The organism is uncultured Tateyamaria sp., assembly GCF_947503705.1.
GTDB lineage: Bacteria > Pseudomonadota > Alphaproteobacteria > Rhodobacterales > Rhodobacteraceae > Tateyamaria.
Window position 1 is genome coordinate 102,415 of sequence record NZ_CANNES010000012.1, and the last position, 15,640, is coordinate 118,054.

Consider the following 15,640-nt stretch of genomic DNA (forward strand, 5'->3'; position numbering starts at 1 on the left):
CCGAAAGGATTATCCCATGTGTACCATTTGCATGATGACCCAGACCTTTGACCCCACCCGCCACACCGATGGCGGAAGCATCTTTGACGGTGTGGTGGGCGACCCGCTTGATCAATCCGATACCAACAACCTCACCAGTTCCGAGATCAACAGCAGCGTGTCCGTCATGGTGGACAGCTCGGTCACCGGCACGATTTCGACCTCGGGCGAGCAGGATTTCTTTTCCGTCACCTTCGAGGCCGGCAAGACCTACAAGATCGACGGCTTTGGTTCTCCGAGCGGCGGTGGCACGATCAACGAAACCGATCTGCACCTGTTCAACAGCTCGGGCGGCTTCATCGAATATGACGACTTCGAAGGGGCGGGTCTGGACGCCCAGATCACCTATACGGCCACGACCACGGGCACCTTCTATATCATGGTGGATGGCTACTACAGCACAGATACCGGCACCTATACCCTGTCGATCGAGGAAACCGTGGCCCTGCCGCCCCCCGGCACCACCGGCACCTATGAAGAGTTGGCCGAGTTCCTCAAGAGCGGCACCAACAATGGCGTCGAATATACATTCGACACCTCGTCCTCAAACGTGATCACGGTCAATATTTCGGGCCTGACGGCTGCGGGCCAGCAGCTGGCGCTCTGGGCCATGGACGCCTGGGAAATGGTCGCCAACATCGACTTTCAGATTGTCACCTCGGGTGAAATGATCACTGTCGACGACGAAGACAGCGGCGCCTTTGCCTATTACCCCAATACCGGCTCCACCAGCATTGCGGGCGGCGACAACACCAATGGGGTCGAGCTGAACGTGTCCAAGCAATGGCTGGTCAACAGCGGCACCACGCTCGACAGCTATTCCTTCCAGACTTACGTGCACGAGTTTGGGCATGCGCTGGGGCTGAACCACTTGGGCGACTACAACTTTACCCCCGGCCAGTCGATCACCTATGCCAATGATGCCTATTTCACCAATGACAGCTGGCAGATGTCGGTCATGTCCTATTTCGACCAAGTCGAGAACACATCGACCAACGCCTCTTTTGGCTATCTGGCCGGGCCCATGATCGCCGATATCATTGCGATCCAGGATTTCTATGGCGCGCCGGGGTCCAGCGGTGTGACCGCAGGCAACACCACCTTTGGCCTGAATTCCAACATCGGCAACTATCTGGACGAGCTGTTCACGGCCCTGGCCACCAATTCGACCTCGGCCAATGTGTCGGGCAATGACATGGCCTATACGCTTTATGATCAGGGCGGCACCGACACCATCGACCTGAGCTTTCTGACCGCGTCTGATCCGGCCAATATCAACCTCAACGATGGCACGTTCTCGGATATCGGGACGGGCATTGATGTGCTGGGCATTGCCGTGGGCACCATGATCGAGAACCTCACCACCGGGGCGGGCAATGACACCCTGACCGGCAACGAGCTGAACAACATCCTGAACGCGGGCGACGGCAATGACCTGGTCCTGTCGGGCACGGGCAATGACACCACCAATGGCGGGATCGGCAATGACACCCTCTATGGCGGGGGCGGCAACGATTCCATCTCGGCCGGCAACGGCAATGACGAAGCCTTTGGCGGCAACGGCAACGACTTCCTGAGCGGCTCGTCTGGCTTTGACCTGCTGGGCGGTGGGGCCAACAACGACACCCTCTATGGCGGGGCCAACAACGACACGCTCTGGGGCTCGTCGGGCAATGACCTCATCTATGGTGGCACCGACAATGACCTGGTCGGGGGCGGCACCAACAAGGACCAGATCTTTGGCGAAAGCGGCAATGACACGCTTTATGGCGGCGGCGGCCAGGACACCGTGCAGGGCGGCACGGAAAATGACGTCGTGGGCGGCGGTGCCGGCGCAGACGTGGTGAACGGGGACGGCGGCAATGACACCCTGTGGGGTCAGGCCGGCAATGACACCCTGTCAGGTGGCAACGGCGATGACGACATTGCGGGCGGTGGTCAGGGCGACCTGCTGCAAGGGCAGCAGGGCAATGACACCCTCAATGGCGGTTTTGGCAATGACACCCTGTTCGGGGGCGCGAACGATGACGTGCTGAACGGCAACTTTGGCACGGATATCCTTGTCGGTGGTCTGGGGGCGGATACCTTTGTCTTTGACGAGGGCGGGGCCAAGACGGTCAGCGATTTCAATGGGGCCGAGGGTGACATGCTGCAAATCGACGATGGGCTCTGGTTCGGCGCGACCCTGTCGCCCTCCAACACAGTGACCGCCTTTGCCAGCGTGGTGGGCGGTTCGGTCGTCTTTGACTTTGGCAGCGGCAACACGATCACCCTGACGGGCGTGTCCACCACCGTGGGTCTGTCCGATCATATCGAGATCATCTGAGGGGGCTGACCGCCGCGCAGCGGTCCATCCCAACCTATGCGAGAAACACGGAAAAGGCAGGGGCAAAATCCCTGCCTTTTCCATTTAAACCCTGCATTGCTATTGACGTTTTTTTGATTATTCTCGCCTCCAAACACTCAAAGTATTGGAGGGAAAAAGAATGATTTATGCGATTACAGGAACGGACCCGGACTTTCTGGGATTTGCCCTTTTTGATCAGTTCGAGAACCTGAACATCGAACTGGTGTCCGCCACGTCCACATCGGTTGTGATCAGCAACTCCGCCACCGGCGCCATCACCACGCTGAGCGGCTCCGGCTTTACCTTTGCAGGCACCGACCCGACCGGCGGCGTGGTCACCGGCGTTTCGGTCAGCGATGGCAGCACGACGATTGGCACCATTTCCGGCATCAACTGGGGCCTTGTGGCCTTTAACCTTGCTCTGGATGCGCTGGACAATGGCAACGAGGCGGCGATCGCGGCCCTGATCAACAGCGCGGGCCCCCTGACGGTCGATGCCTCGGGCGCGACCGGACCGCTGAATTCCGAAGGGGACCTGGAAGGCATCCTTGAGCTGCTGAACGCCGGTTATACCTATATCGACAGCCCCTTTGACGAGGATGTCGGTGGCACCGATTTCAACGACACCTATCAGGTCGGCACGCAGAACGATTTCAACAGCATCAATATCGAGGCCACGCTGGGCAACGACACCTTTGATTTCACCGGGGCCAGTTCGAACGCGTTCGCATTCCTGGATTATGATCAGGACTATTCCACGCCCCAGGCGATCACCGCCAATATCAACGGCGTGGCGGGCACCGGCACCATCGGCACAGCCAGCTTTACCGACACCATCCTGGGCCTGGGCGTGATCCTGGCGGCAGATGGCTTTGGCGTCGGGGGCAGCAACCTGAACGACACGTTCAACATCACCCTGGGCGGGCCGAATGACAACAATTTCCAGTTCATGACCGTTACAGGCGGCGAAGGGGCGGACACGTTCAACGTCTCCCTGGGTGACTTCAGCACCCTGCGCCTCGACTTCCGCTTTGGTGCGTTCAACGATCCGTTCACCGGCGTGGTCATGGACATTGCGGCCGGCACGATCACCAATGATGGCTTTGGCAGCTCTGATACCATCACCTATACCAACACCGGCGGACGTCTCGAGATACGGGGCACCGACTTTGCCGACGACATCACCGGCAGCGATTTCAACGACAGCTTTATCCTGCGCGAGGGCAATGACACGCTGGATGGCGGCGACGGCTTTGACCGGCTCCGCTATGACCGGTCGGGGGTTGATGCGGTGATGGTGGATCTGTCCACCGGCGTGGCCACCGGCACATGGAACGGCAACGGCTTTACCCATGATCTGACCTCTATCGAATGGGTCCGCGGATCGCGCGAGGGCAATGACACCCTGATCGGGTCGGATGCCAACGAGATGCTGGATGGGCGCGGCGGCGATGACAGCCTTGTGGGCGGTGGCGGCGACGACACCCTGATTGGTGGCGAAGGCCACGACATCTTCCTGTCTGGCTCGGGCAATGACGTGGCCGAAGGTGGGTCGGGCAACGACACCATGTATGGCGGCGGCAACGATGACCATCTGTCGGCGACCAGCGGGGCCAACGAGATGTTCGGCGGGTCGGGCAACGACACGATCGAAGGTGGTGTGGACGGCGACCTGATGGGCGGCGGCGGCGGCTTTGACATCCTGAATGGGGGCAATGGCAACGACACCATGTTCGGCTCCTCCGGCAATGACACGATCGAAGGCGGCGAGGGTGACGACTTTGCCGGTGCCGGGTCCAACAATGACCTGGTCAATGGCGGCAACGGCAATGACACGCTTTATGGCGGTGGCAACCGCGACGTCGTGAATGGCGGCAACAACGATGACCTCTTGGGTGGCGGCGCCGGGCGCGACCTGGTCAATGGCGACGGCGGCAATGACACCCTGTGGGGTCAGGCCGGCGATGACACCTTGTATGGCGGCAACGGCAATGACGACATTGCGGGCGGCGGCCAGGGTGACCTGCTCTTTGGTCAGCAGGGCGAAGACACCCTCAATGGCGGCTTTGGCAACGATACCCTGTCGGGTGGGGCTGATGACGACATGCTGAACGGCAACTTTGGCAATGACGTCCTGACCGGTGGTCTGGGGGCCGATACCTTTGTCTTTGATGCCAACGGGTCCAAGACGGTGAACGACTTCAACATCGCGGACGGTGATTTGCTGCTGATCGATGGATCCTATCTGATGAGCGGAGTGTCGACGACGCAGGATGTCATCGACACCTATGCCGATGACAGTTCGGGCACCGTCATCTTTGACTTTGGCACCATGTCGATCACCCTCAATGGTGTCAGCACCGTGACGGGCCTGGAAGGCGCGCTCGACATCAACTTCTGAAGGGCCCGGCCCGGCGGTATTCCTGACCGCCGGGCCGACCCCGAGACCCGCAATCTGATGACATCAGCCGTGGCGCCAACCACGTATTGTGTGGCTGGCACTGGGCGCGTGTCTGGGCTATCCCCGGCGGTGGTGATCAATGACGCACGGGTGGTGCACGAATGAAAAAGACATTCCTCTTGGGGGTTGGGGCGCAAAAGGCCGGAACCACCTGGCTTTACCAATATCTGCGCGGCCATCCCGATTGTGCGATGGGAATGATCAAGGAACATGCGGTTCTGCAAGTGGCCCTGGCCCAGGGCGGGCCTTCGGGTCGCTTTGGCGACAAGGCCAACGCATTGATCGCGGCCCTGCAGGGGGCCAAGAACACCCCGCCCGACACCCCCCTGGACGCAGATGCCCAGGCGCGGCTGTTGGCCCTGATGGACAATGTGGGTGGCGAGTTCGACCTGTCCTATTACATGCGGACCTTTGAGCGGCTGCTGGAGGCCAATCCGGAGGCGCATCTGACGGGCGACATCACGCCTGAATATTGCATGCTGTCCACAGATCAGCTGCGCCAGGTGCGCGCCATGATCGAAGGGGCGGGCTATGACCTCAAGGTGGTGTTCCTGATGCGCGATCCGCTGGACCGGGTCTATTCGGCGCTGCGCATGGCGGATCGCAACCGCCGCGCTTCGGGCAAGCCGGTGAACCTGCCTGCGGCAGAGCGCTTTGACAGCCAGGGCGTGGCCGATTGGGTCGAACAGCGCACCCGCTATGACCTGATCCTGGACAGGCTGGACGCTGCCTTTGCGCCGGAACAGGTGTCGGTGGGCTTTTACGAGACGTTCTTTTCCAACGAGACGCTGACTGATCTGCTGGGCTTTCTGGGCCTGCGCCATCACCCGGCGGATTTCGGGAACCTGGCCAATGCCTCGCCCGCAGGGGGCGACATTGCCCCTGAAAAAGTCGCGGCCGTCCGGGCCCATTACGATGTCACCTATCGGGCCTGTGCGGACCGTTTCGGGGCTGCGTTCATATCCGATATTTGGAAATACGCGTAACGCCTGATTGTGCATAATCAATGCTCCATCGGTCTCTTGACGCAGGGTGCGAGCCCTGAACACAGACTCTTCAACATCTCAGTTTTTGATTACCCTGTAAGTGGCCTGGGCCACTGCGTCCTGTTTGAACGCTTCCGTAAATCGAATTCCCTTGCTCACATCCGTCTCTCCTTGGTTCCAAAATTACCAAGCAAAGCTTCTACAAATCTACGGGCACCTCAGACCGCCCTGTTGAAAGTAGAGATATAAAGACAACTACCTCGGACATAGATCTCGCTGCGACGGCTGACATTCTGCTATTCGTTTCCAGTGGTAGTACCGTCGCCAGTACCACACTGATCGTTGAGATGTCTGAACTCGGCCAGATCACTGGAGAGCAATCCATCGCGCTTATGGGACCCGTGCCCGTTGTACAAGCCGGTGGGGCTATGCGTGTATAGTGATCTATCCACTCATCAGCGGCGAAGGTCGCATGTTACGTATTGTCCTGTTACACGCAGTGATCATAACCTAATATTGCAGTTTTTTGCAAATTTGATGCGCACCGCCGGTTAACTTCACAAGGTCATTATCACTGCTGTTGCCCAAAAACTCATTATCATCGTCAGGACACTAGTTAATTAGAACAGTAATGGTCTTCTCACACCGTCTGAGATGCAGTTCTAAGCATGAGCGAGCGGGCTTTCAGAGCCGCTTTTGTTCCAAGTCAGGCGCATTACGTCAACCCCGGTGGCAATCCCAGCAGCGCATTGGCCCGCACCAGCAAGGCGATGTCTTCGGCATTGGCTTCGGTCAGTTGGGTGGCCAGCTGGAAGGGGGTCTTTTTCCCGCCCTTGGAACTGGTCGTGTTGGCCTTGGCCGGGGCCGGGGCAAAGTCGGGAAAGGCTGGGGTCAGCCGCGCGATGAACGCCTCGGTAAAGGCGTTGAAATGTTCGATCCGCCCGATCACGCCGCGTTTGTGCAAAAGCTTGAGCCCCGCCTTGGCCCGCTCGAATTCGCTGTCTGGGCCTGGGCACAGCGTCGCCAGCCGCGAGACCTGGAAGTTGCGGCATTGCCGGTCGCCCGCCCGCGCCAGCCGGGTCTGCACATAGCCTTCGAAATCATGTTTCTTGGCCAGTTCCGCGCCCCAGGTGTCGGCCTCCTGCTTGCGTTCAAAGCGGTAGGCCGAGGCGATCCGCGCCAGCGGGTTGCGCAGCATGATCACCGGGATGATGTCGACGCCCTCGACCTGGGGCAGGGGCCCGACCATCGTGTGGCTGGAAAAGGCCTGTGCCTCGGGGTTGTCCGCGATCCAGTCCTGCACCCCCTTGGTGTTGTCATTGCCCGCCATGGCAAATTCGGCCGTCACCCAGGCCGGTCCGAAATGGGCCTTGAGCATATGATCCACCGATGTGCCTGCGTTCTTGAACAGGTGGTAGTGCAGAACGACAGTGCGTGTGGTCATGCCAGAGGTCCAGTTTTATCCGATGCCAGTATAGCGCGAGGCGTTATGCCTATTATTTGAAGTGTGCAAAAAGCTCAACGGCCTCGAAGGCTTTGCGCATCTGGTTGCGGCCATGGTCAAAGGAGAACTGGACCGTGGCCAGCTTGCGGCCCGCCTGGGACATTTCTTCCCACAGCGCGTCGTTCCCATAAAGGGCGGCAATTGCCTCGGACCATTCCGACGGGGTATCGGCGATCATGCAGTCCTGACCGTGGCGCAGCCCGATCCCTTCGGCGGCCATGGGGCTGAGCACGCATGGAATGCCATGCGCCAGCGCTGACAGCACCTTGCCCTTGATCCCCGCCCCCGACAGCAGCGGCGCCACAAAGACCCGGTGCCGGTCATAGGCGTCCGAAATATCCGCGACAAAGCCAATGGGCTCGATAACGGGCGAGGCCAGTTTTTTGACCTCGTCGCCCATGCGCGAGCCATAGATCGACAGCACGATCTCGGGATGTTCGGTTTCCAGGCGGCTCATCACATTCTGGGCAAACCACTGGACCCCTTCCACATTGGGGTGGTGCCGAAAGCCACCCAGGAAGGAGATGCCCGCGCGTCCTTCGAGAGGCGGTACGCTGTCGGGGCATTCCAGCACCCAGGGACATTGCATGACCTTGATCTCGCCTTCGGACTGGGCCTCGATGATGGCGTGTTCCTTGTCATTGTAGGACAGGACCAGATCGACGCTTTGCATGGCGCGGAACTCTTCGGTCTGCACCGCGCGGGCGTCTTCCTTTTGGGCCTCGTCATTCTCGGCCACGGCCTTGCGCAGCATCCGCAGGTAATGCAGGTCGGCATTGTTCATGATGATGCGCGCATCCGGGTTGACCGCCCGGATCCGGGGCACGTTGGCATTGGCCACGTGATAGCGGGTGATATAGAAGGCGTCGAATTCGCGCCCCCGCGCCTGCAGGAACTGATCGAGGCTGGTGTAGAAGGGCGCGTGGATCACCTCGACCCCCATCTTGTTCAGCTCTTGGGTATAGCCTGCGAAATAGGCCAGGTTTTCCGGCAGGAAGGTGACCTTGTAGCCCAGCGACTGCACCAGCTTGATTTCCTGAAGCGCCGCATAGCTGCCTGCGTCCATGTCCGGTGTGGGTGTGGTGTAGTCGATGAACAGGACCCGACCCACGATGCCGCGGTCCTTCTCCAGATCCACCTGATCCATGCTCGCCTTCTTGGTGAACTTGGCGAAATCGCGGGCCCAGCGGCGTTTGAACTTGGGTCTGTTGACCTCCTGGAACCGCTTGAACCCCTTTGAGGTGTCGGTGCCCGAGGTCATCCCCTCATAGTGATAGACAATGGAGCTGGGTACGAACCACGTGGTGTAGCCCGCCTCGCGCACCTTGAAGGCAAAATCGGTATCCTCGAAATACATCGGCTCAAGGTAGGACGACAGCCCCTCCAGATCGTCCCAGATCTTGCGGGTCGTCATCATGGCCGCCCCCGACAGGTAGTCGGCCTGGCGGGCATAGGCATAGCGCGGATCCCAGGCATTTTGCCCGTTGCCATAGTTCCACGGATCGCCCGTGCCCCAGATCACGCCGCCCGCATCCTGCAACTTGCCGTCGGGATAGAGCAGTTTGGAGCCCACAAGCCCCACATTGTCGAAGCGCCCAAAGGCATCCACCAGCGCATCGAGCCAGCCGGGCGTCACTTCGGTGTCGTTGTTCAAGAGCACCACATAGCTGCCCTTGGAGGCGGCCACGCCCGCGTTGCAGGCCCGGATGAACCGCTGGCTTTCGGCGTTGCGCACCACGGTGATGCCGGTCACCAGCTCTTCGATCTCGGCGGTGGCATCGGTCGAGGCGTCATCGACCAGGATCACCTCAAAGCTGGCCTGGTTGGGTGCCAGGAGCAGTGAGGCGAGACAGGCATAGGTCACCTTGACCTTGTTATGGGCGGGAATGACGATCGACACGTCCGGTGCCTTGACCTTGGGAAAGGCCAGCGGCGTCATCTTGAGCCGGTCATGGCCTGCCTCAAGGGCGGTGATGGCGGCAGGCAGTTGCGCCAGAACCTTGGACGATACCCCGTCCGCGATTTGTTGGCGCAGGGCCTGAAAACGGTAGGGGGATTGGTGAAAGAGCTCGGCGGGGTAGGGGCCCTTGCCCTCGGCCTGCAGCACTTCGGCAGGGGTGGCCTGCCAGCGGGGCAGGATCCAGTTGGCCCAGTGCACCCGCGACCCCGATGGGTCCCGGATTTCCATCCACGCATGCCGGCCCGTCAGTTGCGGGGCAGGCAGGTGCAGATATGTGGTGCCCGCATTCATCGTCGTCTCGAAGGCAGGCACCCCGTTGATATAGACCACGGCGGCAAGGGCGGCGCTGCTTTTGAATTCGAATGCGTCGCCCCAGTCCTGGGTGCAGTTCAACTCGGCCGAGTGCCCATCCAGAAGCACATAGTCCATGCCGCCCCCTTCCAGGGTCAGCGGGGCCGTGCTGTGGCGGATGGCCGGATCGAGAACGGCCTTGTACCAGGTGTTCTCGGTGGCCGTGCCCAGCGGGATGACGTGGGACGACAAGGGCGTGCCGGTCTGGGCCACGGTGATCACGGGCCGGGCCACGAAGAAGATCGGCGGCTCGGTTGCGCCACTGTCGGTGCTTTGGTGTACCAGCTCAAGCTGAAGAGAGGTGGCCGTCTTGAGGACGCCAAGGTTGAGATGTGCCATCTGGTACCCAACCGGATAGGCGCCCCCTTCAAAGCCGCTCTGGAAAGGGACGGGAACCACCCGTTCGGTGCCTGTCTGCGCATCGGTCAGCCGCGCCTGGATCAGCCCCTCGGCCCGGTGCCGGGCCAGGGCCACCTGCACCACCATCCGGTCGGGGCATGCCTCCAGCTGGACCGGTTGACCCACAGGGATCGGGGTGGCCCCCTGATCCGGGGTCGAGATCACCCGAAGGGTGGGCCAGCCCGTCACTTGCCATTCCTCAAGCCCGTTTTCCTGCAACTGGACATTTGCCACGGCGGCGGTGCGCAGGGGCACCGTCACGGGGCTGATGTGAATGGGGGGGGCCGCATCCATCTTTTCAAAGCCCACCTGCCAGTCGCCGCATCCCAGCACCATGTCTGCGACCGGATCGTGGGTGGCTACATATACATGGCCATCATACACGCTGGCCCGCACGAAAGGTGTGGCTTTGGGGGTTGAGGCAGAAGCAGAACGCAGCATTGTGGGAATCATTCCTGAAATAATAGGGGGGGGCGAAAGCGTCTCGGTTGCGGGCGTTTTTTCATGCCCTGACTCTGCATGCAACGTGTGATGCAATGCAAGAATATCGGCCCGGTCCATGGCCGGCAACTGGGCCAGCAGGTTCTTCATGTGTTGGGTGGCCACGGCCCCCGAATAGCCCCGGCCCGGCGGGTGATGCACCACGTGGCGGGGATCGCGCACGCAGTGCCTGCCTTGCCGCCGCGCAAAAAGCCCGGCGATCCAGTCGATCCCCCAGCCCAGATTGGCCACGTCATAGTTGAACTGGCTCATGCGTTGCCAGATCTGCGGATGTAGCGCCCAGACGATCCCGTCGCTTTGCGCAACGGGTTGCAGGCCACTGTCCAGGGGGGGCGCGTTTTTGACCCGGGGCGTGGGCCAGGGGGTCCAGTCCAGTTCGGCCGCCCAGATCCCCATCAGCCCGTGCCGGGCAAAGCTGGCCCGGCAATCGTTCAGCAGCCCGGGCCAGTTGTCATAGGCCGCATCGGCCTGGATCTGGAGCATGACCTCTTCGGGTTGCAGGCAAGTCAGGGCATGGGCGAATTTACGCCCATAATACCAGCTTTGCGGCACCTGCAGCCAATAGCCCGGCCCGGATTCGGGCGCGCCTGCCGCATTGGAATAGACCACGCTGATCGCGCAATCCTGTCCTTCGAGCGCATGGGCTATTTTTTGGGCGTTTTGAGCCTGACCCTGCCAGCTGATGATGACCACATGTATCGGCGGGCCTGTCATATATCATTGCCTTTCACGCGGCGCGTTCGTGTTTGCTCGGTTCCGGCAAGTGTTTTTGCAAGTCTTGCGCCGCGCTGCAATGCCGCGGCGGGCTAAGACCCCGGAAAATCGGTTCGTTTCCGTTTCGAAAAGAGATATGACCCCGGCAACTATTTCACAACAAGGTTGTTTGCCATGTCATCTGTTGTCCACCCTCTGCTGTTATGTGGAGGATCCGGCACCCGGCTCTGGCCTCTGTCCCGTAAATCCTATCCCAAGCAGTTCGTCGAACTGACCGGGGCCGAAAGCCTGTTTCAGGCCTCGACCCAGCGCCTGACAGGCCCGGGCTTTGGCGATCCGATTGTGGTGACGGGGTCGGATTTCCGCTTTGTCGTGCTGGAGCAGATGGCCGCCCTTGAACGCATGCCCGGCGCGGTTCTGATCGAGCCCGAGGCGCGCAACACGGCCCCCGCCATTCTGGCCGGCGCCCTGCATCTGGCCGAGACCGACCCCGAGGCACTGATGCTGGTGGTACCATCCGATCATGTGATCCCGGACACGGATGGGTTTCAGGCCACCGTGACGGCGGCCGTGCCTGCGGCGCTGGACGGGCGCATCGTTACTTTTGGCATTGCCCCCGACCGCGCCGAGACCGGCTATGGCTGGCTTGAACTGGGGGCGGCGCTGGACCCGGCAGCCCCGCCGACCCTGCACCCGTTGCAGGCTTTCGTGGAAAAGCCCGGCGCACAGGCCGCCCAAGAGATGCTCTCGGGTGGGCGTCATCTGTGGAATGCAGGCATTTTCCTGTTTTCCGCCGCCACGCTGATTGCCGCCTTTGAAACCCACGCACCAGCGATGCTGGCCGAGGTCCGCAAAGCCGTGGCGGGGGCCGAACAGGATCTGGCCTTTACCCGTCTGGCCCCCGAACCCTGGGCTCGGCTCGAGGATATCTCGATCGACTATGCGGTGATGGAAAAAGCCGACAACCTGTCGGTGATGCCCTATAACGGGCATTGGTCCGATCTGGGCGGTTGGGACGCGGTCTGGCGCGAGGCAGGCCCGGATGCGGCAGGCGTTGTCACCAGTGGCCCGGCCACGGCGCTGGCCTGTCAGGATACGCTCTTGCGGGCCGAAGACCCCCAGCAGGAACTGGTGGGTATCGGCCTCACCGACATCATCGCTGTGGCGATGCCCGACGCGGTTCTGGTGGCCCACAAGGACCGCGCCCAGGAGGTCAAGAAAGCCGTCGCCGCCCTCAAGGAAAAAGGGGCCATCCAGGCCACCACCATTCCACGCGACTACCGCCCCTGGGGCTGGTTCGAAAGCCTCGTGGTGGGGGGCCGTTTTCAGGTCAAGCGGATCGTGGTCAATCCCGGCGCGGCCCTGTCACTGCAAAGCCATCATCACCGGGCGGAGCACTGGATCGTGGTTGAAGGCACCGCGCGTGTCACCATCGACGAGGATGTCAAACTGGTGACAGAAAACCAATCCGTCTACATCCCCCTGGGGGCGGTTCACCGGATGGAAAACCCCGGCAAGCTGCCCATGGTCCTCATCGAGGTCCAGACGGGCAGCTATCTGGGCGAAGACGACATCGTGCGCTATGAGGACGTCTATTCCCGCGGGCAGGGGGCCAAGGGCTAAAGCCCCGGCCCAGAGCCCCTTTTTGCTGTCCCATGTGACGGTCCGCGTCTTGATGGTCAGCACCTGCTTGGCGGTGTTGTAGGATGTGGTGACAAAGACCAGGCGATTGCCATTATGATCCTGGGGCACCTCGATCTGCCAGCCGGAGGTGGCCAGGGGCGGCACATCGGACAGGGTGTAATGGCCCACGCCCTTGCGGGTAAAGACGGCGCCCACCGCCTCCACCGGTTCCTGGGTGCCATCCTGGGCCAGGCGCACGATGGGCGAGGCTGCTTTGACAAACCCGTTGGCATCCACGGTGGTGTTGCCGGTGTCGTAAAACTTGCTCCAGCCCTGCCATACCCCGACACGGGCCCGGCGGTGATAGAGGTCATTGCCCAGCACGCTTTGCCAGGTCTGATAGGCGGTCTGGGGGGCCTTGGACCAATGCTGCAACAGCCCGTTGGGATTGCCGGGGGGCAATGTGCCCACCGTCGCACTGGCCGTGGCATGGGCCCCCGTCGGCGTCAGCGTGACATCGACATCGGTCAGAAGGGCCAGATTGACGGCCCCCTGCAACCCTGTCGGGGCCTCAAGCTGCCCGTTGCCTGCATCCACCCGCAGCCCCGTGAACCAGGTGCTGCCATCGGCACTGACCTTGACCTCAAAGTCGTCTGACCCCGCGGTGCCCATTTCGGCCCGGCCGCCCCAGGCGGTCTGGAACAGCAGGCTTGCGGTGTCGGTGGGGGCCGCCTTGTTGATCTTGAGCTGATGGCCGCCGCCGGTGTGGCTGAGAAGCGTGGCGTCGGCGGCCACGGACAGCGCGTTGGCCGCGTCAAAATCGGTGCCGATGCCCACGCCGGCAAGCTGGTTCAGATCGCCCAGGTTGGGCAGGGCCCATGCGCTGCCCGTCCAAAGCCGCAGGGCGTTTTCGCCCCGGACCACCGCCCGCCAGCCCGGTTGCGGGGCCACAAACACCCAGCCGCCATTTTGCCATGTGGCCAGGTGATCGGCCTGGCCCGCCCAGGCCCCCGTAGGGGCCGCTCCCAGTGCCCAGATCAGCCCTTCGGCCGGCACCGCGGGCGGGGTGGCCGCCCCCGTCTCTTCGAGCACCATCTGCACCAGCACATCAAGATGAGCGATGCCTTCGTTATGAGGCACGTGCTTTTGTGCCTGATTGGGCATGATATAGGGCAACGACAGCCGGGCAGAGACATCTTGCATCGCCAAAACTTCCTTGATTGTGGACAAAACCGGGACCAGCCCCAGATCGGGCCGGGACAGCGGCAAGATGTAAAGAATTGGTTATCAAAGCGAGAAACCAGCGTTCGGTGGGTGTTGCGCGGGGCCTGCGCCCTGGTCGCGGACATGCGGTGTCATTTGTCTAAAAACCGCTGAAAACCTGCTGTAAACGCGCCAATTCTGCCCTTTTTCCGCACCTCTTTCACCGCAGGGCCTCCCCATGTCTGCCCTTGGGTTCAAAAGGGTGTGGTTCATGTATCTGCAATGGCAGGGCTATCTTTCGACGGGGCAGGAGGCGCTGGATGTGGACCTGCGCGATGCCACCATCGCGACCATCGGCAACAGCACCTATCTGTATACTTCCACCGGCGTGAATGGCGGCGTGGCCGTCTATGAGCTGAACGCACAGGGCACCATGGCGCAACTGGTGGATCAGCAGTTCTTTAACGGGCAGACCAGTGCGGTTGCAGGCGGTGTTGTCGAAGTGGTCGAGATGGGTGGCCAGACGCACCTTGTCTTTGGCAGCGCGCCGGGCGACGGGCTGGTCGGCTATAGCCTGTCGGGGCAGGGCAATATCGGCGGGGTGACCAGCCTTGTGCCTGCCTCTGGCGCTACGGGTCAGATGTCGGCCATGGCGGTGGCCAATACCGGGGGCGGCACGCTGATTTACACGATCGATGCGGGCACTGGCACGCTCATGATGCACAGCCTGCCGCAAAGCGGGGGCCAGATCGGGGGGCCGGCCGGGGCCGCGGCACCTGTCGCCCAAAGCACGGCCATCACCTTCAGCGCCAACACCCAGATCGAAACCGTGTCGGTGGGGGGGACATCCTTTTTGCTGGCCGCAGATCAGCAAAGCGACACGATCACCAGTTACCAGATTTCCAACAGCACCGGCGCGCTGACCCAAACAGGCTCAACAGGGGCGGCAATGGGCCTGGGGGTCAACGCGCCCACGGCGCTGGAAACGGTGTCGGCCTTTGGCGAAAACTGGGTGGTGCTGGGCAGTGCCGGGTCGTCCTCGATCAGCGTGATGCGGCTGGAGGCCGATGGCGGGCTGACGCCGGTGGATCATATCATCGACACGCTTTCTACCCGCTTTGCCGGGGTGACCACCCTGGCCGTGGCCCAGGAGGGCGATCGGGTCTTTGTCATTGCGGGGGGCAGCGATGACGGCGTCAGCGTCTTTACCCTGGCCCCGGACGGGCGGCTGCTGCATCTGCAGACGATCCCCCATACCACCGGGGCGGGCCTGGAGAACGTCAATCAGCTGACGGCCAGCGTGACGGGCAATCACATTCAGGTCTTTGCCAGCAGTGGCACAGCACCCGGGCTGACCCAGTTCAATATCGACCTGAGCCAGGTGGATGCGCCCATCCTGGCCGAGAACGGTGCACAGGTCCTGTCGGGGGGTGCGGGCCAGGATATGCTTGTGGGCTCTGATATCGGGGCCGATACGCTGTCGGGCGGGGCCGGCGACGACATCCTGATCTCGGGGGCTGCGGGGGGCCAGATGACGGGCGGCGGGGGCCTG

The 15,640-nt window shown here is 61.7% G+C and carries 6 protein-coding genes and 2 pseudogenes; 5 read left to right on the forward strand and 3 right to left on the reverse strand.

Annotated features, from left to right (window positions below; genetic code table 11):
• The first annotated feature begins 31 nt into the window (after positions 1-31).
• The 3 genes from Q1A44_RS19720 to Q1A44_RS19730 all read left to right on the forward strand — a co-directional run bounded on the left by Q1A44_RS19720 (position 32) and on the right by Q1A44_RS19730 (position 5,833).
• Positions 32-2,365, forward strand: coding sequence for a M10 family metallopeptidase (locus Q1A44_RS19720; protein ID WP_299628679.1), 2,334 nt, complete (start codon positions 32-34; stop codon positions 2,363-2,365).
• Between the two features lie 160 nt (positions 2,366-2,525).
• Positions 2,526-4,787 carry a calcium-binding protein gene (locus tag Q1A44_RS19725; protein WP_299628681.1) on the forward strand — a complete coding sequence of 754 codons (2,262 nt, stop codon included), beginning with the start codon at positions 2,526-2,528 and terminating at the stop codon, positions 4,785-4,787.
• Between the two features lie 161 nt (positions 4,788-4,948).
• The gene (locus tag Q1A44_RS19730; protein WP_299628684.1) at positions 4,949-5,833 is read left to right on the forward strand and encodes a sulfotransferase; all 885 of its coding nucleotides are present in this window, start codon (positions 4,949-4,951) and stop codon (positions 5,831-5,833) included.
• 715 nt (positions 5,834-6,548) lie between these two features.
• Here Q1A44_RS19730 and Q1A44_RS19735 read toward each other — a convergent pair.
• Positions 6,549-7,277 (reverse strand): hypothetical protein, encoded by a 729-nt coding sequence (locus Q1A44_RS19735; protein WP_299628686.1) that lies wholly within the window; start codon positions 7,275-7,277, stop codon positions 6,549-6,551.
• A 52-nt stretch (positions 7,278-7,329) separates the two neighbouring features.
• Complete coding sequence (locus tag Q1A44_RS19740; RefSeq protein ID WP_299628688.1) at positions 7,330-11,262, reverse strand: glycosyltransferase; 3,933 nt, start codon at positions 11,260-11,262, stop codon at positions 7,330-7,332.
• A 174-nt stretch (positions 11,263-11,436) separates the two neighbouring features.
• On the opposite strand from Q1A44_RS19740, the gene Q1A44_RS19745 reads away from it, so the two are divergent.
• Positions 11,437-12,885 carry a mannose-1-phosphate guanylyltransferase/mannose-6-phosphate isomerase gene (locus Q1A44_RS19745; protein ID WP_299628690.1) on the forward strand — a complete coding sequence of 483 codons (1,449 nt, stop codon included), beginning with the start codon at positions 11,437-11,439 and terminating at the stop codon, positions 12,883-12,885.
• A gap of 888 nt (positions 12,886-13,773) precedes the next feature.
• On the opposite strand, the pseudogene Q1A44_RS19750 reads toward Q1A44_RS19745, so the two are convergent.
• Positions 13,774-14,088 (reverse strand): annotated as a pseudogene (locus tag Q1A44_RS19750) (DUF2793 domain-containing protein); the annotation flags it as partial.
• Positions 14,089-14,326: 238 nt separating this feature from the next.
• Between Q1A44_RS19750 and Q1A44_RS19755 the strand changes: the two are divergent.
• Positions 14,327-15,640, forward strand: a pseudogene (locus Q1A44_RS19755) (hypothetical protein); the annotation flags it as partial.